The sequence below is a fragment of the Methylomonas sp. AM2-LC genome, from assembly GCF_039904985.1.
Classification (GTDB): Bacteria; Pseudomonadota; Gammaproteobacteria; order Methylococcales; family Methylomonadaceae; genus Methylomonas.
Genome location: NZ_CP157005.1, coordinates 2,204,400 through 2,226,928 on the forward strand (window position 1 = coordinate 2,204,400; position 22,529 = coordinate 2,226,928).

Genomic DNA, 22,529 nt, shown 5'->3' on the forward strand with positions numbered 1-22,529 from the left:
ATGGAACAACGCAGATTGGTGTGGGATTTGCCGACCCGGTGTTTTCACTGGTTACTGGTACTTAACTTTTTGCTGGCCTATTTTAGTGCCGAGAGCGAGCGTTGGGCCTTAGTGCATATCACCAGTGGTTTTAGCTTTTTTGCTTTATTACTATTTCGCCTGTTTTGGGGTGTGGTCGGTAGTCGTTACGTGCGTTTTACGGCTTTTTTGTATAAACCTGCCACCACGCTCCACTACCTTAAAAATTTACCGAACAGACAATCCAAGCCGACTATTGGACATAACCCTCTGGGTGCTATTGCCATTTTGCTAATATTGTCAGTCGGTCTGATATGCAGTATTTCAGGTTGGCTAATCTATGCTGATTTGGGTGGGGCAGAGCTGGAAGAATGTCACGATGTTGCTGCCACGCTAATGATATGTCTGGTATTAATCCACATTATGGGTGTTTTGTTCAGTAGTTATTGGCAGCGTGAGAATTTGCTGCGTGCCATGCTGGATGGCAAAAAAATAATCGCTGCTGAGTATGCCATTCCCAAGTCGCATACACTCATCGCCGTGCTGTTGTTGCTAACGGTCATTGGTTTTTGGTTATGGTCTTTTCAGGATCAATTAAACCTTAATTAATTGTAAACCCCGATTGGTGAGCTTACGAGCCGCAACACTCACTCTGTGATAGCGTAAGCGTTAAAAATTGACTTATGAAGTCAGTTAATTAATTAAACTGTGTTATATAACATAGTTTAATTAAAAATAATTCCGCAGTAGCGCGCAAGCTATGGTGTAAATTCGCTAGATTTTTTCTTAAATTAGCTGGGTATATTTAGAAAAAATATTCTTAACACTATGATAATAAAGTATAAATAAGAATTAAAAGCGTAAATTTGTTCAGCTGTGTAATGCTAGCAGGTAGCTTCTACGCTACTATTTTTAGGTTATATGACACAGTAAAAATGTGTTAAATAACATAGTTTAATTAATTTTGAGTCAATCCAGCGTTATTTTTCTCCGTACAATTGGGCTGTAAATATAAGAAACAGTGGCTTATATTAATAGGTATAAAAATTGCTATTCAGTAATTTTTGTCTCCTCATTGAGTCTAAAATGGTTTTAGCAGTTTCATTTACTACCCAAAAAATGCGGCTCTACCGGCTGTGTTTAATTATTCTGTGTTGCTTGGCTCCGCTGCAATCAAGTTGGGCGACCACCGCGTTTTCACGTCAAACGGGTGAGCCTTGTACTGCTTGCCATATGCAAGGCTATGGGCCTTGGTTAACCCAATACGGTCAAAAATTTAAGCTGGATGGTTATGTGGCGGGTAATGCTAATAAGTTGCCAGATGCATTGAATCCGTTTTCGTTGGAAATAGTAGGGTCTTTCACTAATACCCAGAAGGATAATACGGGTGATGCCTATGTCAGTAATAAATCATATCAATCATCAGCTAATAATAATCTGGTAAATGATTGGACAGCAGTGTATTACACAGGACGTATTACCAATAAAATCGGCAGTTATCTACAGATGAATATTAGTCCACAGACTGGTCGCTCTATCAGTTTGGCAATGGCTGATATACGTTATGCTAATCACTTAGCTTACAACGGTAATAACATCACCTATGGTTTATCGCTTAACAATGCACCCACTATGTCTGATTTTTGGATGTCTACCTATGCGTGGATGTATCCCTATACTCAGTCTTCGGTTACTGTGCAACCTGCCGCTCACCCCTATTTGCAGGGTTTGATGTCGGGTGCCTATACGGCGGGCGCTACCCTTTATACCATGATTAATAATCATCTGTATCTGGAAGCGGGTGCGTACACTTCACAAGCCAGGGTGATGCAACAAGGGTTGGGGGTATCTAGCGCTGCGCACGGTACGTCTTTACAAACCGGACAAATCGATGGTCCAGCACCCTATTGGCGGGCATTTTTACAACATACTGTTGGTCCACATACCATGATGATAGGTACCTATGGTTTAGCAGCACGGGTTTTTCCGCAATATCAACGTTCCAGTGGATTGGATACCTATGTTGAATATAACGCCGATGCAAATTATTCTTATATGCTGAACGACGATAATATGTTGATGGCTATGTTTAGATATACCCGCGACGAAATGAATATGACTGCTAGTCAAGGCTTAGGAATCTCGGCAAACAGCCAGAATCACCTGAATAGTCTCATGATGATGGGGATGTGGACTTATAAGCAAACCTATAATTTAACCGTGGGCTGGATGAATATGACCGGCAGTATAGATCCTACCTTATACGGTAGTGGCAATGCTATAACGGGCAGTTTTAACGGTTCGCCCAATACCAATTCATTGTTATTCGAAGCCGACTATGTACCGTTTGGTAAGGGTGTTGCAGGCTCCGATCCTTATCTAAATTTGCGCCTGTCTATGCAATATTGGGCTTATACACAATTCAATGGTGCCTATAGCAATTACGATGGTAACGGACGCAGTCCTGAAGCAAACAATACCTTGTATGTTTCCGGTAATATAATGTTTTAATGATGCATTCTATGAAAAATTATTCAAAAATAAGCTTTAATTTCAAGGTAATGGCCCTGTTTTGTTTATGGGTGCTCAATACTGCTGTTTTTGCCGCAGCACAATCAGGAAGCTGTCCTGAGGGCATTAGCCATCAGCATATGGGACATGCCTTGGGTAATACCGCCGGTTTTGATTTGGCCGAGAGCAAAATCAAAACCATTCAAAATTTGGCTGACAGTCAATGCAGCAGTTGTCACGGCAACCAGGGTATCAGTGTTTCTGATACGGTACCCAATTTGGCAGGTCAAGAACCATTGTATCTGTGTGGCTGGCTGGCAGGCTGTCGCAATCAGGGTAACCAATGCGAAGGGCATGAAGATATCGCCGCAAAATTCACCAATCAGCAAATTATAGATTTAAGTGAATTCTATTCCCGTCTACCCGCTAAAAAATGGTAAACAGAGTGATGATTAAAACGATAAAACGATTTGCAAGCCTGATGTTAACCATCAGTTTACTGGCTGTTGGTCTGCAAGGCTGTGCAGTGTTTGAAAAAACCCCCGCTGCCGATACAGCAGCCGCAGCCGAACGCACTGCCTATTTAACTTGTGGTGGCTGTCATGGGCCGCAAAATATTCGCGTGGCGATGGTGATGTCGCCGAATATTCTGGGACAGAAAAAAGGTTATCTGGCCGCAAAACTTAAAGATTTTCGCGATAATAAACGCATTCACCCCTACATGAATGGCGTTACTTCACAATTAACTGATCAGGATATTGCCAATTTAGCTAGTTTTTATGCTGATTATGGGCAAAACCACCCGCAGTAATTCACCAATGTAGCCCGCATGTAGTGGAACGAAATACGGGTGTCGGCATTTATATTGCTAACACCCGGCAAGTCAACCCTCCCCAATAAGCCCTAAAGCGCTTCAGCTTCAAATCCCAGATTCCTTCATCCAACTCGACAAGCCTGCATAGGTCGTAATAGGCGAAGCCGTATTGCGACAAGTCGGCACTTATACCGCCAACACCCTACAAGTTATACCGTCCAAAAAATCCTTAAAGCGCTTCAGCTTCGAACCCCGGATTCCATTTCATTTCATCCAGGCTACGTTAACCAATTCAATTTAACAATCATAAAACGTGTTGTCTTTTTAATTAAATAGGAAAAACCTATTAACTCATAGAAAATCGATATTTTACTAATTTCATAAATAGATGTTTTATATACATGCTTTTAACGGAAACATTTGATAAACCTATGAAAATAACAGCACTAATTGTAATATATTTTAATCTGACAGATTCAAAAACTGTCGAAAAACTGACCGGTAAAGTTGTTTCATCGCGTCTTTAATCCACGCTAATTAGCATTCGAATAAACAATGACGACGCTGCACAGACAAGTCTTAACAACTATAAAACACACTCTGTCGATTTAACAGATTACCTGGAGGTACACTATGAATAAGCCTGTCAATAACTGGTTGCTTGCTACAACTATAGCTGCAATTCTTGCGGCACCCGCTGTAACGATGGCCAACAGTGATCTTGAAAAATTACAACAAGACCCTGGCAACTGGGCAACTTGGGGTGGAGATTACGCAGGAACCCGCTATAGCAAACTTTCTCAAATCAATACTGCAAACGCTAAAAATCTGCAACCCGCCTGGACTTTTTCCACTGGCGTATTGCGTGGTCATGAAGGTGGGCCATTAGTGGTTAACGGCGTGGTGTATATTCATACGCCATTCCCAAACACCGTTTATGCCATCGATCAAAAAACCAAAGCCGTCATCTGGGAATTTACCCCAGTCCAAAACGCAGACGCTACTGTTCCTGTGATGTGCTGCGATACCGTAAATCGTGGCTTGGCTTATGGCGATGGCAAAATTTTTCTGCAACAAGCCGATACCGTTCTTACTGCTCTGGACGCGAAAACCGGTAAAAGAATATGGAGCGTGCAAAATGGTGATCCTAAATTGGGCATGACCAACACCAATGCCCCGTTAGTGGTAAAAGACAAAGTGATAACGGGTATTGCCGGTGGTGAATTTGGAGTGCGCGGCTTTTTGGCGGCTTTCAATATCAATACGGGTCAACTAGAGTGGAAAGGCTACAGCATGGGGCCAGATAAAGACACTTTAATTAATCCCAGCAAAACCACGGCTTGGAAAGAGGGCAAGGTTCAACCAGTCGGCCCTGAATCCAGCCTAAGTACCTGGAAAGGCGATCAATGGAAAATCGGAGGTGGTGCCACCTGGGGTTGGTACAGCTACGACCCTAAATTGAACTTGATTTACTACGGTTCTGGCAATCCATCCACTTGGAATCCGGCACAACGTCCGGGTGACAATAAATGGTCCATGTCCTTGTGGGCGCGAGATGCTGACAGCGGTGAAGTTAAATGGGTTTACCAAATCACTCCGCACGATGAATGGGACTACGATAGTATCAACGAATCCGTTTTGGTAGACCAAGAAATTAACGGCAAATTGCGTAAAACCTTGGTTCACTTTGACCGTAATGGTTTTGGCTATACGCTGGATCGGGAAACGGGCGAATTACTGGTTGCCGAAAAATTCGACAAAGCCGTTAACTGGGCTACGCACATCGATATGAAATCGGGCCGCCCCGTTGTCGCCTCTGATTACAGTCCGGAAATCCATGGTGAAGATGTTAACACCGCAGGAATTTGCCCGGCAGTGTTAGGCGCGAAAAATCAACAACCTGTTTCATACTCTCCACAAACGGGTTTGTTCTATGTTTCCGGCAACCACATCTGTATGAACTACGAACCATTCGAAGTTTCTTACACCGCTGGCCAACCTTACGTGGGTGCCACCGTAAGTATGATGCCGCCAGGTACCGATGTGATGACAGGTCAAAAAGACGGAACCACCAATTTGGGCCAATTTACAGCTTTTGATGCCAAAACCGGCAAAATTGTGTGGTCTAACAAAGAACAATTCTCTGTTTGGTCCGGTTCTGTGGCAACTGCCGGTGGTGTGGTGTTTTATGGCACGCTGGAAGGTTATCTGAAAGCGGTAGACGCTAAAACCGGAAAAGAGCTTTATAAATTTAAAACACCTTCCGGCATCATTGGCAATGTCAATACCTGGGAATATGAAGGCAAACAATATGTCGGCGTTCTATCCGGTATCGGCGGCTGGGCCGGTATTGGCATCGCGGCAGGTTTGGACGACGGTACCTCTGCAACCAATTCAGAAGGTCTGGGTGCAGTGGGGGCTTACAGAAGTTTAAGTTCCTATACCAAATTGGGCGGTGCTTTTACTGTGTTTGCCCTGCCGGATTAAGCGCTTAAGCGGATCAGTCAAATGGATATTAAGCGCCGTTAACATGGCTTAAAAAAGAGCGGGCTTGGTGATAAGTATTTGTCGCCAAGCCTTTACTATCAACCTATTGCCAGCTCTTGAATAATGGCAATAGGTGTACGATATTCACACCGCTTGCGAATACAGGCGTAACTGGCAAACGAGAGGTTAACATGAAAGAGATAACACATGCTGATGTCATGGAAGCAAAGTTTCGGGAAAACCCTGATTACGTTATTGAACTGTTAAACACTATTCTTGCGGATGGTGATCAGGGCCAATTTTTGATTGTACTTGGAAAAGTAGCCAAGGCTTTTGGGGGTTTGCAAATGGTTGCCGAATCTGCGGAACTTAATCCAACTCACCTTTATCGTACCTTATCTGAAAAGGGTAATCCGGCCTTGAGTAACTTTTCTGCAATTCTAAGAGCTTTAGGGCTTCGCTTTAGTGTCCAGCCGCTACAGTCACCTTCAGGCTCAGAAGTTTAGTTTATCAATCAATGTGTAGCCCGTATGTAGTGTAACTAAATACGGGTGTCGGCACTTATACTGCTAACACCCTGAAAATCTTATCGCCCAAAAAATCATTAAAGCAACACAGCTTCGAAACCCGGATTCCATCGCATTTCATCCAACTCGACAAGCCTGAATAGGTCGTAATAGGCGAAGCCGTATTGCGACAAGTCGGAACGTATATCGCTAACACCCTATAAATCATCCCGTCCCAAAAATCCCTAAAGCGCCTCAGCTTCGAGCCCCGGATTCCATTAAATTTCATCCAGGCTACGTCTAATGGGTGTCGGCACGTATACCGCTAACACCTTATTTTGAATGCGGTTTTCACAATGCTCACTCCAGGCGCAAAAAAATGTGGCGTTTTATGCTTAATAATAATCCAGTAGCGTCTAACTTATTCGATAACGCAAGACAAGCGGGTTTTTATTAACCAACTGTTTTAGATGTGTGAAACAATGGTTTATACTACTTCGCAAAAAAGTAAAAACAGCTAGCAAAGCTCTGGTATTTAGCTGTTTTGACAGACTAGTCTTACAAACACAGTCTGCTAAATAGCCGTCGATTATTGTTAATGCACCTTTCAAGCTGATAACCTCATTCTAAATAAATTTACAGACAATTATGACTTTGTCCAAAACAAGCAAACTGTGCCTGATTGCTGTTTGTTACTATTGCATGCAATGGTTGGTTACCTACAATATTAAGGGCAACATAATTTTTTCCGCTACTCACCTAAATGATGTGAGCAGCTTTTCTAAAATGAAAGACGGCATAGCAGCAATAGCAAAAGTAAAGTGTGGAAAGAACGGTATCAATAAAATACTGTTCGATGATGATGATGTGGTTTCTCCCTATTTAATAGGCGCTGCAAATCGTTTAGCTAGTTGCGAACCGGTTAGGGAAACAGTAGTAACACCTTTTTCTAATGCCGATAAAGAAAACTGTCAAATGTTACGGGTACGGGAACTGAGTCCACCACAGTATAAAAGTACCGATGAGAATAGCGCCACAGAAATTATTGTAGACCAATGGTTTTCAACTGATAAACGCTTTGGCTATCAAGTCACTCAATATCCATGCCCAAATGCAGATGACAAAAATACAAATTAATCGCCCTTACCTTATTGGCTTTTATGAACTATTTGCTATTCTGGCTGGCGCTATAGTTTTATTGCTGGCCTACTTGAATCAACTTGGTTTTCCGTTACCCTGCAACGACGAAGCGCGATTTTATCTGCCAGCCTTATGGTGGGCGGAACACCAGTCACTTCAACCCGCCAATATAAATGCGCCACAAGGAATATTCTGGGTTCCAGACGGCTTTACACTGTTTATAGGAAGTGCTTTAGCCCTGTTTGGACATAGCATAGAAGTTGCCCGTTACACCTGTGAAGTAACCGTTGCCTTGGGTGTCTGTCTATTTGCACTGGCTTTTCGAAAGTTGTCAGACTCATGGCTCATCGGCTGTTTATCCACATTGTTGCTGGTAACCCCACCCCTGATATTTGCGGCGAATATGGTGCGCATGGAGGCACTGATTTTCACCGTGTTGGCCATTTGCCTTCTGTTACATTTACATAGCTATAGAGTGGCAGCGGCTACACTCTTATTTGGCAGTATGTTAATCCATCCCATCCTGGCTCCTACCGCATTTGCTTATTTTGCAATAAATTTTGCGCTTTATTTCTACGCCAAAAAAATGCCTGTCATTCGCACACTGGATTGGTTTTTGTTTATGGTGGTGGGTTTAGCATTTATTGTTGAGTTAATACACATCTTCCAGCATTGGGATTTGTTTAAACAGCATATGAACTATCAATTAGAACGTAAAAGAGGTGTAGCTGTTTATATTCGGTTTTTAAGGCCTCAAGGGGGCATTTTCTTGCTCTGTTTGTTAGTCGTAGCACGTTTCATTTACCTTGATTCGCTGGCAAAAAATTTGTCAATAAACAATCACTTTCTGACAGTTGCGATCATCGGCTTAAGTTTGATATTTACAGCGGTGCTAGGCTACGAAATGTCGTATAACTTCTTCAGTGTAACGGTTGGGCCTACCATTATATTTTGTATCGTTGCGCAAAAACTGGCATTAGAGCAGACGTCAACATCAAACATCAAACATCAAAGGTGTGATATTCGATTAATTTAATGTGTTTTTCGAAAAATAATAAAATGTAGCCCGCTTCGGATTCCATTAAATTTCATCCAATTCGACACGCCAGAATAGGTCGTAATAGGCGAAGCCGTATTACGACAAGTCGGCACGTATATCGCTAACACCCTGCAAATCATCTTGTCCCAAAAACCCTTAAAGTGCTTCAGCTTCGAACCCCGGATTCCATTACATTTCATCCAGGCTACGTTAAAAACACAAAACATCACAGCTCATAGCTACCTTAGTCCGACATAATCCAAACAAAACCGCTCATTCCCACCCACAGCAACAATCATTGTTATAATGAAACATTGCTTGTCACTGTTGCCTGTTATGAAACGATTGCTGTCTATGCTTTCAGCATTTTTCCTGTTAAGTTTACTGGCAATTTTTGTTTGGCTAACCCCCATGTCTACTAATTTTCTTAATTATATGCTGTGGAAATACAGCACTGATGCGCCGGTTGTCACGGGTAATATCGATTATCGGCAAGCGCATATACATTACGAAGTAATAGGTAGTGGCAAGCCGGTGCTGATGTTGCATGGCGGCTTAAGTAACAAACTCTGCTGGTTTTCGCAAATTCCCTGGCTGGTAAAAGCCGGGCGGCAGGTGGTGTTGGTGGATACGCGCGGACACGGGCGTTCCAGCCGTGGCAGTGATGTGCTCAGTTACGAAATTTTTGCCGAAGATACCTTAAAAGTATTGGATAGGCTGGCCATAACGCGTACCGATATTGTCGGCTGGAGTGATGGCGGCATTATCGCCTTGTTGTTAGGTTTGCAGTCACCTGAACGTGTAGATCGCATCGTGGCAATTAGTGCCAATTTTCATCCGGGTGGTGTGATTGGTGGTTTTGATACGCCAGATCCTGATGTGTCTTATAGCCTAATGAATACCCTAAAAAGCTGGTTTCAGGTCTGGTGGTCTGGGGCAGGGGATAGGCATGCCGAACTGGAAGCCGAATTAAATACATTATGGCAAACCCAGCCGCAACTTAAACACAGTGATTTACAAGCCATTGCCGCACCCACTTTAGTGATTGCCGGAGAGAATGATATTATTGATTTACCGCACTCGGGTGAAATGGCGCAAATGTTGGCGCAGGGCAGTATCGAAATCGTATTGGGTGCCGGACACGCTTCACCCTTTACCCATCCTGAGCAGATTAATCAGTTAATTGCCAGCTTTTTACAAATTCCCATCACGCCATGAAACACTTCACGGCCTCTTTAGCGAAAGTTGTATGAAATTCAAAAAAAGATCTCTTATTTACGCCTTTTTAAGCCTGATTTCCCCCGTCATTATCTGGGCGGTTTATACGCATCCCCCTTTAATGTATAAAGCCCTGGGCTATAACGGCTTAATTGCTAAACCCTTATGGGGTGCTAAGGCCAGCACATTGGTATTTGCCGATACGCAAAAATATCCAGCCTTAACTTTGGGCAAACGTCTGGCAGAATTGGGCGTTACCGTCTTTATAGTCGATAGCCCTCGTTTTTTAAGCGACTATAATGCCGCCTCTGGTCAGTGTTTGGATAGCACGCATTTAAATAACGCAATTAACACGCTGTTGGAGCCGCATGCCGAATTAATCCAGCCCCAGCATATTATTAGCGGTATCTCGCAAGGTGCGTTATTACCCTTTATTCATGCTCTCAATAGCAAAACAGATAACACGCATGTTTCTATCGATTTTTCGGTCAATTTACCCGAAGATTTAGTCTTATGTCCACCGTTGGCCACCCAGCAACAAGACAAAGACTTAATCTTAAAGTATCAAGGTAGCCTCAACAGTAACTGGTTATCGGTCTGGGCCGATCAGCCAGAAGATAAAACAGGGGTTTTTGTGCGTGCCTTAGCTAAGGCAGATACCCGCATTGCCGCTTACGATACGCCCTTAGATACATTATTGGTGCAGCAGATTAATATTCTGGTTAATCACACCGAAGAGGCTGCAACCAATATGCCCGTGGTAGAAGTCCCCGCAGCCACAGCCAGTGATAGCGTCACTATCTTTTATTCAGGCGATGGTGGCTGGCGTGATTTGGATCGTACCGTGGCGGGTGAAATGGCCAAACAAAATTATCCGGTGGTGGGGGTCGATGTTTTACGCTATTTCTGGAAACAAAAACCCGCAGAACAGGTCGCGGCGGATTTAAGTAGCACCATGCACTATTACCGTCAGCATTGGGGTAGCAAAAAATTTATATTGGCTGGTTATTCGTTTGGTGCCGATATCATGCCCGCTGTATATAATCACCTGAGTGCCGAAGATAAGGACAGTGTTAGTTTATTGGTATTGCTGGCTCTGGCCCAGACTGCCGATTTTGAAATCCATGTCTCCGGCTGGTTAGGACAAAGCGGGCAGGGGCAGCCCCTGGCGCCGGAGTTGGCACGTATCCCCAAGCAAAAGCTCTTATGTGTGTATGGCGCAGAAGAAAAAGCCGAAACCGCCTGTACGCAATTACAAAATAGCGAAGCGCACATTTTAGAATTACCCGGTGGACATCATTTTGATGAAGACTATGCCAAATTAACCCGTTTAATTTTGGATGTGTATCGGCAAAAGGGGATTACCACCTCTATCGCCGCTAAATAAACCATGATTATGCAAATACTTGTTGAGTTTTGCCATCAACCTAACGTTTAATTAACCTAATCATGAACCGTGAAACCTTAAGCAAAATCCCACATAAACTGGCACAGTTATTACCCTTACTGTTGTTTATCTGTGCGTTAATTATTGTTCACAATCAACTACAATCGCATAATCTGGACGATATTCTTTCGTCTTTACGCACCACACCCTGGCGTATTGCTCTACTGGCTTTTGCCTTAACGGTGATTAATTATCTGGTATTAGCGGGCTATGATTGGTTGGCGCTACGGTTTACCGGTCATAAACACATCCCGTTGTTGGAAATGATACCACCCGCTTTATTAGGCTATGCCATCAGTAACAATACTGGTCATGCCTGGGCTGCGGGTGGTTCCATACGCTATCGGTTTTATTCAAAATGGGGCGTGCCAGGCTGGGATATATTAAAAATATCCTTATTCCAAACCGTAACCTATTTATTGGGCGCACTCAGCTTAGGTTTGTTAGGTAGTTTATTGTTGCCGTGTTTTTTGGTCAGTAGTGTACAAGAACCGGCTGCCATACATTGGGTCAGCCTGGTGTGTGCGGCCAGCTTGGCGGTGTTTTGGCTGGCGGTGTTTTTCTGGCGTAAACCGCTTACCATCAAGAATTTCGAATTACATTTACCTTCACCGCGCATGGCGGTTTGGCAAACCTTGGTGGCCAGCCTGGATGTGGTATTGTCTTCATTGGTGTTGTGGGTGCTGTTGCTCGGTAAAGTCGATATCAGCTTTGGTGCTTTTCTGGCCGTATTTGTGGTGGCACAAGTGGTAGGGGTCATCAGCCAGGTGCCGGGGGGTATCGGTATTTTTGAAAGTGCGTTTCTGTGGTTAATGTCCGATATAGAAGCCCAAGACCAGCATTTAATCTTAATTGCGGCACTGTTGCTGTATCGAGTGATTTATTATTTTCTACCCTTACTACTGGCCGGTTGCGGACTGTTCGCTTACGAAGTCTACCATTGCCGCCAGATCATCGTCGATAGCGGTTTGGCGGTTAGTCGTCTGGCTTCGGCCATTGTGCCGCAAATCTGCTCGGTACTCTTGTTCTTTATCGGCAGTTTATTGTTATTCTCTGGTGTTATTCCGCTAGACGAAGATATCAGTGAGGATTTAAGTCAATTTCTGCTATTGCCGGTGCTAGAGTTTTCGCATCTGGCCGGTAGCTTAATCGGTTTACTACTGCTGTTTCTGGCGCGCGGCATTCGCCTGAAAATAGATGCAGCCTGGTATGGGAGTTTGTTATTGCTGGCGACAGGTGCCGTGTTTTCTTTGCTTAAAGGTTGGCATTGGTTAGAAGCCAGCTTGTTAATGTTGGTATTTCTATTAATGTTGCCCGCACGCAGTTACTTTCCGCGACGTTCCTCGCTGTTGCATATGTCATTTACCCGCACCTGGCTGGTGATGACTAGCGTGGTATTGTTGAGCTCCTTATGGCTGGGGTTTTTTGCCTATCGCGATGTGGAATATGCCCATGATTTGTGGTGGCAGTTTTCTTATGACGGCAATGCACCGCGCTTTTTACGTGCCGGTTTACTCATCTGTGTGGTGATGGTTTGCTACGGTCTGGTGCGTTTGCTGAGTGTAGCGCCCCCGCAGTATTTGGCTAAACCGGATGCTGCCGAACTGAGCGAAGCTAATAGTGTTATGCTGGCTTATGCTAATACCCATGGGTTTTTAGCGTTGTTGGGCGATAAGTATTTATTCTGGAATCAGCAGCGCAACGCTTTCATCATGTTCGATATTACCCCACAATTCTGGATTGCCATGGGCGACCCTATTGGTGCCAATGCCGCATTTGACGACTTGTTCTGGCAGTTTCGCGAACAGGCGGATAATTATGGTGCCAAAGCGGTGTTTTATCAGGTCAGTGCCGAGTTGTTACCCTATTATCTGGATCAGGGGTTGTCGCTGTTTAAACTGGGTGAAGAAGCGCGTATTGATTTAAGTCAGTTTAGCTTAGAAGGTAAAAAGCGAGAAGATCAGCGTAGCGCCAGAAATAAATTTACCAAATTGAACTATCGCTTTGAAATACTGTCTAACCTAGAAGACATAGAAGCCGCCTTGCCGCGTTTACGGCAAATTTCCGATGCTTGGTTGCAAAACAAACATACGCGTGAAAAAGGCTTTTCCTTGGGATTTTTTTCGGAAAGCTATTTACGTCACACCGATATCGTGGTGATTAAAGACGAATTGGGCGAAATAAAAGCTTTTGCCAATTTATGGAAAACCAGTCAACTGGAGGAGTTATCCATCGATTTAATGCGTTACGATCCCTCCAGTCCCAAGGGCATTATGGATTTTCTATTTGCAGAATTAATGCTGTGGGGCAAAGCTGGACATTACCAATGGTTCTCGCTGGGTATGGCACCCTTGGCGGGGTTGGAGCGGCACCCGTTGGCACCGCTATGGCATAAAATAGGCACCACTATCTTTGATATTGGAGACCAGTTTTACAATTTTGAAGGTCTGTATGAATATAAAGCCAAATTTGCCCCGCACTGGCAGCCCCGCTATTTGGCGGCGCCAGCCAGTTTGTCGGTACCCTATATTTTGATGATCATTACCCGCTTAATTTCGGGGGGATGGCACGGCATCTTTAGCAAATAATTGGCACATAGATTCTTAGCAGACCCCGCGTGTGGTAAAATTAGCTACTATGTTATTGGCTTAACTTCAGGTTTGCTACCGGGAAACATGTCAAGGGCAATTCACCCTGCTTGCCAGCTTGAAGGCAGGGGTTTTGCAAAACACAAAAAACGACCATTTAACAATACCTTATCACAATAAGCAGCCTGGTAATTATGAATCAAGTAAAACAATACCTTTCTATCTTTTCGCCCAGTTCTTCTCAACAGCGCCAGGATAATTTTGAAAATTATTGGGATTTTACCCAGCAGCATTCCGGCGATTTGTTGGAAAGCGAACAAGATCTAACTAAAAAACGCGCCGTACTAGCGCATTTTAAAGCCAATCCCATTACATTAAGACAGCCTTTTGCCCAGCCCGAGGCTTTTTATAGAAATTATGTAGAACTAAAGGATGATGTTAGTACGCTGGATCGTAAAACCTTGCTGTTAACCTGTATTTACAAATTTGCCCGCCACGAATGGGTGGGTATTACCGGTGCATGGGCGGCAACCCCCGATTTTGCCAACTCAAAAGATGTTACCGACCGTATCAGCCGCTATCACCTAGCTGAAGAGTTTTCGCATACACGTCTGTTTCATGAAATGTTTTGTACCTTAGGTTTGGATAAAACCGAATGGGTACCCTTAGGCCCCATCGCACAAAAAGTCTACGAATTCTTCCCCAAACTACCGGAAGATTTAATGAGCCCGTTTGCCTTTGTAACCGAGCTGATGGGCATTATGTTTTATCGCTATGTGGATAATATTCTGGACGAAGTTTTTGCCGACGAACCCGAAGCCTGTGCGCGTTTACGCGAATTATTAAACGAAATTACCATAGACGAACTGGCGCACATTGGCCAACGCCGCAATTATATAGGCGATTTTGGCATTAAAGTCTCAGCCTGGATTACACCGCCGCTGTTCAAAATGTTCTTCCACGACATCCCAGAAACCAAACTGTTCTTTAACATTGATAACATGATTAAAGAAGCCCTGGTATTCGATTATAAAGAAATCCCGACGCCCTTAATGGAAAAAACCTGGGTACCTAGCTACTGCGTCGTACCTGCCTAAAGGTATTTTATTATCGGTTTGTAAACTAAAGTCCAGTTTGATGGCAAAGAAGTTTGCTAATTTCAATACCTCTGCTGGGTTTCACGTTGTTCTACCCAGCCTACGACCTAAAGCGTAGGCTGGGTTAGACGCGCAATTGGTTGACTTTAAAGATACCAAAGCTGCTGCGCGCATCGTAAACCAGCGTGGGCATAACAAAACTGCCAAGTTGCCAAAAACTTGCGGGTATAAGATATTTCGTTAAATAATTCAAGTGTGTTTTGACAATATCGTAGGGTGCGGTGAGGTCACGAACCGCACCATAAAGCCCTAGTCGCCCAAAATACCTGCGGGTGCCACAAATTCCACCAAATAACTAAAAATGTATAGCAGCTGCTAGGTTTTACGCTGTTCCACCCAGCCACGCCCCTGCTAGAATATACATTTTTGGGAACCCTATCATGAGCCGCCTCGATCATATCATTCTCATGGCCTCTTACAACACAGAGATGAACGCCAAGCTCTATGCAGCAGCAGCGCAAATATCCGCAGAAGAAATACAGGCAGACAAAGGTGCTTACTTCACATCAATTCTTGGCACACTTAATCACATAGTGGTGGCGGATACCGTTTGGCTCAAACGTTTTGCAGCTCACCCCAGCCAGCATTTGTCACTTGCACCCATGCAAGCACTTCCATCACCGGAACGGCTTGATCAGTTATTGTTTACAGATTTGCCTAGTCTGACAGAACATCGGCATTGGCTGGATGGCGTTATCAATGCCTGGGCAAAATCACTGACAGAAGCTGATTTAAGCCATGTTTTACACTACGCTAACATGAAAGGCATCGCTGCCAACAAAAACTTTTTCAGTTTGGTGATGCACTTTTTCAACCATCAAACCCATCATCGTGGCCAGGCGACTACCTTGCTGTCTCAACAGGGTATTGATGTGGGTGTTACCGATCTGCTTGAGCTTATTCCTAATCAAGCTGCTGAGTAAAACGCTAGTTAGCGAAGCAAGACCTGTTAAAATTAATAGCAAAACAACCTATTTTGGAGTGTGCATGCCCTATGTATTAATTATTCACGAAGTGGAATCCTATCCAGCCTGGAAAGCCGTTTTCGATCAAGCCGCAGATATCAGGAAAAGCGCGGGCGAAATCAGCTACCAATTACTACGCTACGATAACGATGCGAATAACATCGTCCATTTCTCGCAATGGTCTACGCTGGACAATGCGCGGCGCTTTTTCGAGTCACCGGAATTGGTGGAAATCAGGAAAAAAGCGGGCGTAAAAGCACCGGAATTTATCTATTTACAGGCAATAGAGCAAGGCGTGCTATAAACTATAAAATCAATACGTTTTGGATAAAAGCGAATTTGTTAGGTAAACTTAATCACTTGGCTCATAATCGATTTAGCCTAAATTGTATAGTTGCGTAGAGTGGGTTATATGCGCATTAGTTAGAGCTTTAATTGTTCTCAAACGGCTACGCGCATCGTAACTTTCTTTACGTTAAAAAATTATTTAGCTGTAAGCAGTTCGCCCTCACGAATGGATTTGGATGAACTAACCCAAAATTCAAACAGAATGTTCCCATGCTTTTTGCGCTTGTGCAGATAGGGATTCCACCGTCTCGTTAGCCCATAGTTTTTTTTGCCATTCGGTATAATCAAATTTATCACGTTTAATTAACATGATAAAACGCTCGGCATCAACCATTCCGAGGGTGGAGAAAATGGATTCAAAGCCACTGTGAATTACTTCATTGTCTGTTTTCATGAGCTAACTTCCTCTTGGATAAATGAAAGCGGGTTTATAACCTTAAGCTCGGCGAGCTTTTTGCCTGCCTTTATCAATTGCTTATCCGTTGTAATAAAATAATCTGCGTTAACAGAAACAGCACAAGCACAATGCAAAGCATCTTTTGCATGCATGCCAATTGTTTGATAATTTTTTGCCCTAACAATGATTTCTGTTGATGCAGAAACTAATTGGCTTGCCTGTTGTTTCCATTTGTGTATTTCTAGCTTATGGTTAATATAAGGGTTTTGATCGTTTTCGTATTGTAAAATATAAGACCAAACCAATTGATACTTTCCGTTTAAAATATTTTCCTGAATATACAATTTAGCTTGAGTTTCCAGGAAAATATTGGCCGACGACTGATCATCGTAAGGGCGGTTGAAGCAGCAATTATCTAAATATAAAAGCATAATTAATTCATATTTAAGTCGGAAAAATACAATACTTCATTTTAAATGCAAATTTGCTGGTTAGTAAATTTGTCTAGATCATTTCATGTGTGTTCAGCATATAATGCTCATCTTACCATGTGAATAATGGATTCAAGGGTGATATTGGCTACTGGCCGGTCAGTTTTACCGCAGGAATAACCAAACGGGTTTGCAATGCATCAAGAAAGTCGTTCAGTACATCAAGCAAATAAGGATAACGGTTTTGGGTTTGTCGATTCGAATTAAGCTAAAGCGTAAATTGCACCATCAAAAATTCCGTAAACTATCACTGAAACAACCTTCGCTTTCTACCAATTGATTATATTGCATGATAGATTGCTGATTGTCTTGTTGCCACTGTTGGCGTTGCTTATGGCGTATCACTTCAGTGAGTGCCTGTTCCAAAGTGGCTGATAAGTTGATATTCAGCTCTGTAGCCTGATTCAATAAATCTGCGTTGATGCTGAAATTGGCCGCTGTTTTGGATGCATTGGGTTTGTAAGTAGTTTACATATCATCTCCAGCTGGGAGATTTATGCGCAGGGATTCTTCGCATGCCAGGTATGCATTTCAAGATTAACGAGCGTTGCCTATATTTCCAACCCCCAAAAGTGCGGATAACTCCACCCATCCCCCCCTAAACTCCAGTCATTATCAACAATCTGGAGAAAATCTATGTGTTTTGGAGCCTCGGCCCCCGCCGCACCACCTGCGCCACCGCCACCCCCGCAATATGCACAAACACCCAGCGCCGCCGTGGTCAGAGCCAATACCGCAGCACAGGCTAATAACCCTCAAAATGGCACTTTACTCACTACAGGCATGGGTGCAGAGCCGCTTAACAACACTAATCTGGGTAAACAATCCCTGCTGGGGCAATAATGAGTGAGTCAGAACTGGATAAACTCAATCAACGCTGGCAAGTATTAAAAAACGAACGTTCCTCCTGGTGGCAACACTGGTCAGAACTCAGCCGTTACCTATTGCCACGCAATGGCCGTTATTTTGTAAACGATAGAGACAAAGGCTGGCAGCGTAATAATACACTATACGACAGCACTGCCAGCCGCGCTTTGCGCGTGTTAGCCGCTGGCATGATGTCGGGCATGACCAGTCCATCACGTCCCTGGTTTAAACTGGCAGTTAGCGATCCAGAATTAATGGCGCAGCAAAATGTCAAAATCTGGTTAAACAAAGTCACCGAGCAAGTACAAGACGTACTGGCGCGTTCAAATGCCTATCGAGTCTTGCACATGCTCTACGAAGAACTGGGCGCTTTTGGTACTGGCGCAGCCGTAATGGCAGACGATTACCAAAATATCCTGCATCTGCACCCGTTTACCATAGGCGAATACGCCATCGCCACCGACTGGAAAGGCGATGTGGTTACCCTGTATCGCGAATTCGATAAAACTGCCGCTGAAATCGTCGCCGAGTTTGGCTACGAAAACTGTTCAACCACCGTGCAGAATCTAGTAAAAAACCAGCAACAAGACAGTTGGGTTACCTTACGCCATGCTATAGAACCGCGTAACGAACGACTAGCCAACAAGCGTGATGCCGCCAATATGCCGTTTCGTTCCGTGTATTGGGAAACCGGCAATGCCACAAAAGTATTACGCGAATCCGGCTTTCAATCGTTCCCGTGTTTGGTGCCACGCTGGGCTACGCAAGGCGGCGATATTTACGGTAACAGCCCCGGTATGGAAGCATTGGGCGATGTTAAACAATTACAGGCGCAACAGTTCCGTAAATCGCAAGCCATCGATTATCAGGCCAATCCGCCACTGCAATTACCCAGCAGCATGAAAAACCGCGAAAACCAGCTGTTTCCGGGTGGCATTAGTTATTACGATGCCGCAACTGCCAGTCAAGGGGTAAAAACCGCATTCGAAGTCAATTTAAACCTGCAATATTTATTGGAAGATATTCAAGATGTGCGTGGTCGCATCAACTCGGCGTTTTATGCGGATTTGTTCATGATGATATCAGAACAGAATCAAAATATGACGGCAACCGAAGTGGCCGAACGCCACGAAGAAAAAATGCTGATGCTCGGCCCGGTGGTCGAGCGCCTAAATAACGAACTACTCGATCCTTTACTGGAAAACACCTTTACCCGCTTGTTACAAGGTGGTTTATTGCCCGCGCCACCCCCAGAACTACAAGGCCATAATCTCAATATCGAATACGTATCTTTATTAGCCCAAGCGCAAAAAGCCGTGGCTCTTAATGGTATCGATCGTTTCGTATTAAACCTGGGGCATATCGCCAGCATAAAGCCCGAGGTACTGGATAAATTCGATGCCGATCATTGGGCAGATTTGTATAGCGATAAGCTCAGTATCGATCCAGAGCTGGTGATTGCCGGACAGCAATTAGCCCTGATTCGCCAGCAACGCACCCAGCAAGCGCAAGCCGCACAACAACAAACGGCTCTGCAACAAGGTAGCGAAACCTTGAGAAATCTGGGGCAAACTTCCACCCAATCGGGCAATGTTGCAGGCGATGTATTGGGAATGTTGCAGAAAAATGACACATAAGGTACGCTATCATCAAACCGTCATATTACAGCGCGTAGTGGTCAGAAACGGCTTTAAACTCTCTGTCAGTATTGTGATGTAAATAACGGTTTTAAACTGGAGTGCTTTATAGAATTTAACCATCGTTTCTTTAACCCAAAGGTGAAATGTCATGAGGAAAAAACACATAAAAGACACAAAAGATTACGGCTATCCGCAAAAAGAATATTGCCACTGCCGCGCAAGCCACGAAAACAAAACCTATCACAATCGGAAACGAGAACCTCTAATCGAGAAATAAGCCTTCAGTAGCAAACTGATTGGCGTCTCGGGTGGTTTTAGTTCTTTCCGGCCACCCGAGCATTAATCAGATTATCTGGATACGCTACACCTGCAGTTTAATTCTATACGCATACGCATCGCCCCGAAACGTACCTTCCACATATTCAACTAATTGTTGACGATCAGAATAAATACGCCGTTTAATCAATAAACACGGGCTGGGTTGCGTAAAGCCAAAAACCTGAGATTCCTCTTCAGAGCTTAATACCGCTTCTATGCTTTGTTCAGAATTAGCGAAACGTATTTGACAGTTTTCCTGTAAATAAGCATAAGATGAACCCATGGCGTCCCAATCTGCCAGCGAAGGTGCCAGCGTTAAGTCATACCAAGCAACTTCCCGTGACATGCTTTGTTCGTCTGCCAGGCGCAAACGTACCAGTTTTAAGAATTTTGCCACAGCCGGGCGACCAAACATCGATGCCAAAGTACGATCTTGCACGATCTTACGTTCCAGCAGTTTGGTACTGGGCGACATGCCTAGTTCCTGCATTTCTTCGGTAAAACCTTTCAAACGCCCCATCTCTGGACTAATACCTTTTGGAGCCTGAACCACCGTACCACCACGCCCCAGCGTTACTAGAGTATCCGCTTCGCGCATCTGGTCGTAGCAGCGTTTAACCGTGGTGCGGCTAATTTGCAGTAAATCGGCTAGCGCTCGTTCGGCGGGCAAATTCTGGCCTGGCGCAAGCGCACCCGACTCAATGAGACCCAGTAATTGTTGTTGCAATTGCTGATAATAAGGTTGAGAACTATGATGATCCAGACGTAATTGCTGAAACACATTCTCATGACTAGGAGTTTTAAGCATTAGAGTCCTACAAAGAACTGAACACGGCTGCTATTATAGCCGAAATCAGTCAAGAATTTACAAAAGCAAGTGTAAAGATCACAGTCTATCAGCGAAATAATTCACACTGTAGTTGACGAATGAGGGGCAGCCGCTATAAAACTGGCTACCTGAGCATGATTGGGTAATACGTCCAGTACCCCAAGCTTTGATGCTAGCATTGCTCCACAGGCATTTGCATAACGCAAGGCCTCGGCCAGGGAGGTGTTTAAGGCCAGTTGATACAGTAAGCCAGCCGCAAAAGCATCGCCTGCACCCACACTGTCTAATGCCTCTATTTTAAAAGCCGGTATCGCCAGCGCCGTGTGCTTTGGCTGTAATGCCACACAGCCCAATTCACCCAGTGTTACCACTAACAATTGCCCCGACCAGCTAGCCCATAATTGTTCACTGGCGCTGCTTAACACGCTGGCAATAGCGCTCAAATTGATGGGTAAATCGGGTATATGCAGCAGCTTTGCCGCTTCAATCTCGTTTACCACTAATATATCGGTTGCGGCCAATAGGGCAGGGGGTATTTCCTGCCAGGGCGAAGGGTTAAGAGCTGTACAGCAGTCATGTTGTCTAGCCAACTCGAAACAGCGCTGCACCACAGACACAGACGTTTCAAACTGGCCATACACCCAGTTGGCCGCGCTGATAGCGGTTTCCGCCAGCTCGGCATGTTCATCACGCAGTAACAGATTGGCACCCGGATAGACAGCTATGGCATTCTCACCGCCAGCGGTAATCAAGCCAGCACCATGACCGGAGGCGCCAGCCAGTCGATGCACATGTGTTACCGGGATGTTCTCTTTGTCTAATAAGCGAGTCAAGCTGTCACCCGCTGCATCGTTACCAATACCCAACAATGCATCAACTTGCGCCCCCAAACGACGCAAACCAATAGCCACATTTAAACCCTTGCCGCCCGCTTCTATACTTAATGCAGAGGCCACCAGTGTTTCACCCAAAACCGGTAAGCGCGGTACTTTCCAGCAACAGGCCTGTACAAAGTTTGCAGCCACAAAAAACTTTAAAGAGTCTATTGCGGGTAAATTCTCGCTGTTATTGGCATCTAATTTGTGCATTTTGGTATTTAATCAGCTTTTAATAAGTATTATCAATGCTGATTAGATGGGTTGTCCATCAATTTAATGGCATAGGTAGGCGATGTGATGCCGTATATTGAGCAGTTTGTTGTTTTCACGCTCCTCGTACAGCACCACACTCCTACCCACAAGCAGGGGATTAATCAATCAACATGCGTTGCCCAGCCTGTTTCTGCTTTTTCAATAAATTCAACGTCAATACGCCATTTTCGTAGCGCGCTTTGCTGTTAACGTCGTCAATTTCTACGGGCAATTGAAAGCTGCGCGACACTTCACCAAAATAACGTTCACTGCGTAATAATTTATCATCCTTATTCTCACTATCCAGTTGCAAAATCTCTGCGCGTATAGTCACCACATTGCGCTCTATGCTCACGTGGATGTTTTCTTTGGCTGTGCCGGGAATTTCGGCGTGTACAATAAATTCGGATGGATTTTCTTTTATATCCACCTTAATCTGAGCGGGTAGGCCGTCACCGTGTAAAGGTTTAATAAAATAACCAGGGTTAACATCGCGAAATAATTCGTCAATCAAACCCCTGTGCATAAATGGACTCAAAGTAGTCATGTCATTTCTCCTGTGTTATCCAGTAAAAATTATTCTTACAAAACCAAAATGGAGTTAGGCAGAAAAATTTCA

The 22,529-nt window shown here is 44.2% G+C and carries 21 protein-coding genes and 1 pseudogene; 16 read left to right on the plus strand and 6 right to left on the minus strand.

All coding sequences use genetic code 11. The annotated features are described in order from the left end of the window. The 14 genes from ABH008_RS10045 to ABH008_RS10110 all read left to right on the plus strand — a co-directional run bounded on the left by ABH008_RS10045 (nt 1) and on the right by ABH008_RS10110 (nt 16,194). On the plus strand, nt 1–627 hold the full coding sequence (locus tag ABH008_RS10045) for a cytochrome b/b6 domain-containing protein (protein WP_347989721.1): 627 nt from the start codon (nt 1–3) through the stop codon (nt 625–627). Nucleotides 628–1,104: 477 nt separating this feature from the next. Beyond that, nucleotides 1,105–2,529, plus strand: coding sequence for a hypothetical protein (locus ABH008_RS10050; RefSeq protein ID WP_347989722.1), 1,425 nt, complete (start codon nt 1,105–1,107; stop codon nt 2,527–2,529). An 11-nt stretch (nt 2,530–2,540) separates the two neighbouring features. Next, on the plus strand, nt 2,541–2,969 hold the full coding sequence (locus tag ABH008_RS10055) for a hypothetical protein (RefSeq protein WP_347989723.1): 429 nt from the start codon (nt 2,541–2,543) through the stop codon (nt 2,967–2,969). Nucleotides 2,970–2,977: 8 nt separating this feature from the next. Continuing rightward, complete coding sequence (locus ABH008_RS10060; RefSeq protein WP_347989724.1) at nt 2,978–3,340, plus strand: c-type cytochrome; 363 nt, start codon at nt 2,978–2,980, stop codon at nt 3,338–3,340. Between the two features lie 636 nt (nt 3,341–3,976). After that, nucleotides 3,977–5,830, plus strand: a complete 1,854-nt coding sequence (locus ABH008_RS10065; RefSeq protein ID WP_347989725.1) for a methanol/ethanol family PQQ-dependent dehydrogenase — start codon at nt 3,977–3,979, stop codon at nt 5,828–5,830. A gap of 191 nt (nt 5,831–6,021) precedes the next feature. Next, nucleotides 6,022–6,336, plus strand: a complete 315-nt coding sequence (locus tag ABH008_RS10070; protein ID WP_347989726.1) for an addiction module antidote protein — start codon at nt 6,022–6,024, stop codon at nt 6,334–6,336. Between the two features lie 786 nt (nt 6,337–7,122). Further along, on the plus strand, nt 7,123–7,473 hold the full coding sequence (locus tag ABH008_RS10075) for a hypothetical protein (protein WP_347989727.1): 351 nt from the start codon (nt 7,123–7,125) through the stop codon (nt 7,471–7,473). Next, nucleotides 7,454–8,512, plus strand: coding sequence for a hypothetical protein (locus ABH008_RS10080; RefSeq protein ID WP_347989728.1), 1,059 nt, complete (start codon nt 7,454–7,456; stop codon nt 8,510–8,512). Before ABH008_RS10075 ends, ABH008_RS10080 begins: the two co-directional genes overlap by 20 nt. Before the next feature lie 339 nt (nt 8,513–8,851). Continuing rightward, nucleotides 8,852–9,733, plus strand: a complete 882-nt coding sequence (locus tag ABH008_RS10085; protein ID WP_347989729.1) for an alpha/beta hydrolase — start codon at nt 8,852–8,854, stop codon at nt 9,731–9,733. A 31-nt stretch (nt 9,734–9,764) separates the two neighbouring features. Next, nucleotides 9,765–11,120, plus strand: coding sequence for an AcvB/VirJ family lysyl-phosphatidylglycerol hydrolase (locus tag ABH008_RS10090; protein ID WP_347989730.1), 1,356 nt, complete (start codon nt 9,765–9,767; stop codon nt 11,118–11,120). 62 nt (nt 11,121–11,182) lie between these two features. Next, complete coding sequence (mprF, locus tag ABH008_RS10095) at nt 11,183–13,768, plus strand: bifunctional lysylphosphatidylglycerol flippase/synthetase MprF (RefSeq protein WP_347989731.1); 2,586 nt, start codon at nt 11,183–11,185, stop codon at nt 13,766–13,768. A 194-nt stretch (nt 13,769–13,962) separates the two neighbouring features. After that, the gene (locus ABH008_RS10100) at nt 13,963–14,865 is read left to right on the plus strand and encodes a hypothetical protein (protein ID WP_347989732.1); all 903 of its coding nucleotides are present in this window, start codon (nt 13,963–13,965) and stop codon (nt 14,863–14,865) included. 440 nt (nt 14,866–15,305) lie between these two features. Beyond that, the gene (locus ABH008_RS10105) at nt 15,306–15,848 is read left to right on the plus strand and encodes a DinB family protein (RefSeq protein ID WP_347989733.1); all 543 of its coding nucleotides are present in this window, start codon (nt 15,306–15,308) and stop codon (nt 15,846–15,848) included. Nucleotides 15,849–15,912: 64 nt separating this feature from the next. Next, nucleotides 15,913–16,194, plus strand: coding sequence for an antibiotic biosynthesis monooxygenase (locus tag ABH008_RS10110; protein WP_347989734.1), 282 nt, complete (start codon nt 15,913–15,915; stop codon nt 16,192–16,194). A gap of 237 nt (nt 16,195–16,431) precedes the next feature. On the opposite strand, the gene ABH008_RS10115 is transcribed toward ABH008_RS10110, so the two are convergent. From ABH008_RS10115 to ABH008_RS10125, 3 genes and pseudogenes are all read right to left on the minus strand, one after another. Next, nucleotides 16,432–16,632, minus strand: coding sequence for a hypothetical protein (locus ABH008_RS10115; RefSeq protein WP_347989735.1), 201 nt, complete (start codon nt 16,630–16,632; stop codon nt 16,432–16,434). Next, on the minus strand, nt 16,629–17,066 hold the full coding sequence (locus tag ABH008_RS10120; RefSeq protein ID WP_347989736.1) for a PIN domain protein: 438 nt from the start codon (nt 17,064–17,066) through the stop codon (nt 16,629–16,631). Before ABH008_RS10120 ends, ABH008_RS10115 begins: the two co-directional genes overlap by 4 nt. Nucleotides 17,067–17,354: 288 nt before the next feature. Next, a pseudogene (locus ABH008_RS10125) lies at nt 17,355–17,558 on the minus strand (type II toxin-antitoxin system CcdA family antitoxin); the annotation flags it as partial. 204 nt (nt 17,559–17,762) lie between these two features. Between ABH008_RS10125 and ABH008_RS10130 the strand changes: the two are divergent. Together ABH008_RS10130 and ABH008_RS10135 are read left to right on the plus strand one after the other, a co-directional pair. Then, entirely contained in the window at nt 17,763–17,969 is a 207-nt protein-coding gene (locus tag ABH008_RS10130) for a hypothetical protein (RefSeq protein WP_347989737.1), read from the plus strand. After that, complete coding sequence (locus ABH008_RS10135; RefSeq protein WP_347989738.1) at nt 17,969–19,630, plus strand: portal protein; 1,662 nt, start codon at nt 17,969–17,971, stop codon at nt 19,628–19,630. The genes ABH008_RS10130 and ABH008_RS10135 overlap by 1 nt, the downstream gene beginning before the upstream one ends. A 364-nt stretch (nt 19,631–19,994) precedes the next feature. On the opposite strand, the gene ABH008_RS10140 is transcribed toward ABH008_RS10135, so the two are convergent. The 3 genes from ABH008_RS10140 to ABH008_RS10150 all read right to left on the minus strand — a co-directional run bounded on the left by ABH008_RS10140 (nt 19,995) and on the right by ABH008_RS10150 (nt 22,457). Then, complete coding sequence (locus ABH008_RS10140) at nt 19,995–20,759, minus strand: GntR family transcriptional regulator (protein WP_347989739.1); 765 nt, start codon at nt 20,757–20,759, stop codon at nt 19,995–19,997. A gap of 101 nt (nt 20,760–20,860) precedes the next feature. Then, nucleotides 20,861–21,868 carry a ribokinase gene (locus tag ABH008_RS10145; RefSeq protein ID WP_347989740.1) on the minus strand — a complete coding sequence of 336 codons (1,008 nt, stop codon included), beginning with the start codon at nt 21,866–21,868 and terminating at the stop codon, nt 20,861–20,863. Between the two features lie 160 nt (nt 21,869–22,028). Next, nucleotides 22,029–22,457, minus strand: a complete 429-nt coding sequence (locus ABH008_RS10150; RefSeq protein WP_347989741.1) for an Hsp20 family protein — start codon at nt 22,455–22,457, stop codon at nt 22,029–22,031. Between the last annotated feature and the right edge of the window lie 72 nt (nt 22,458–22,529).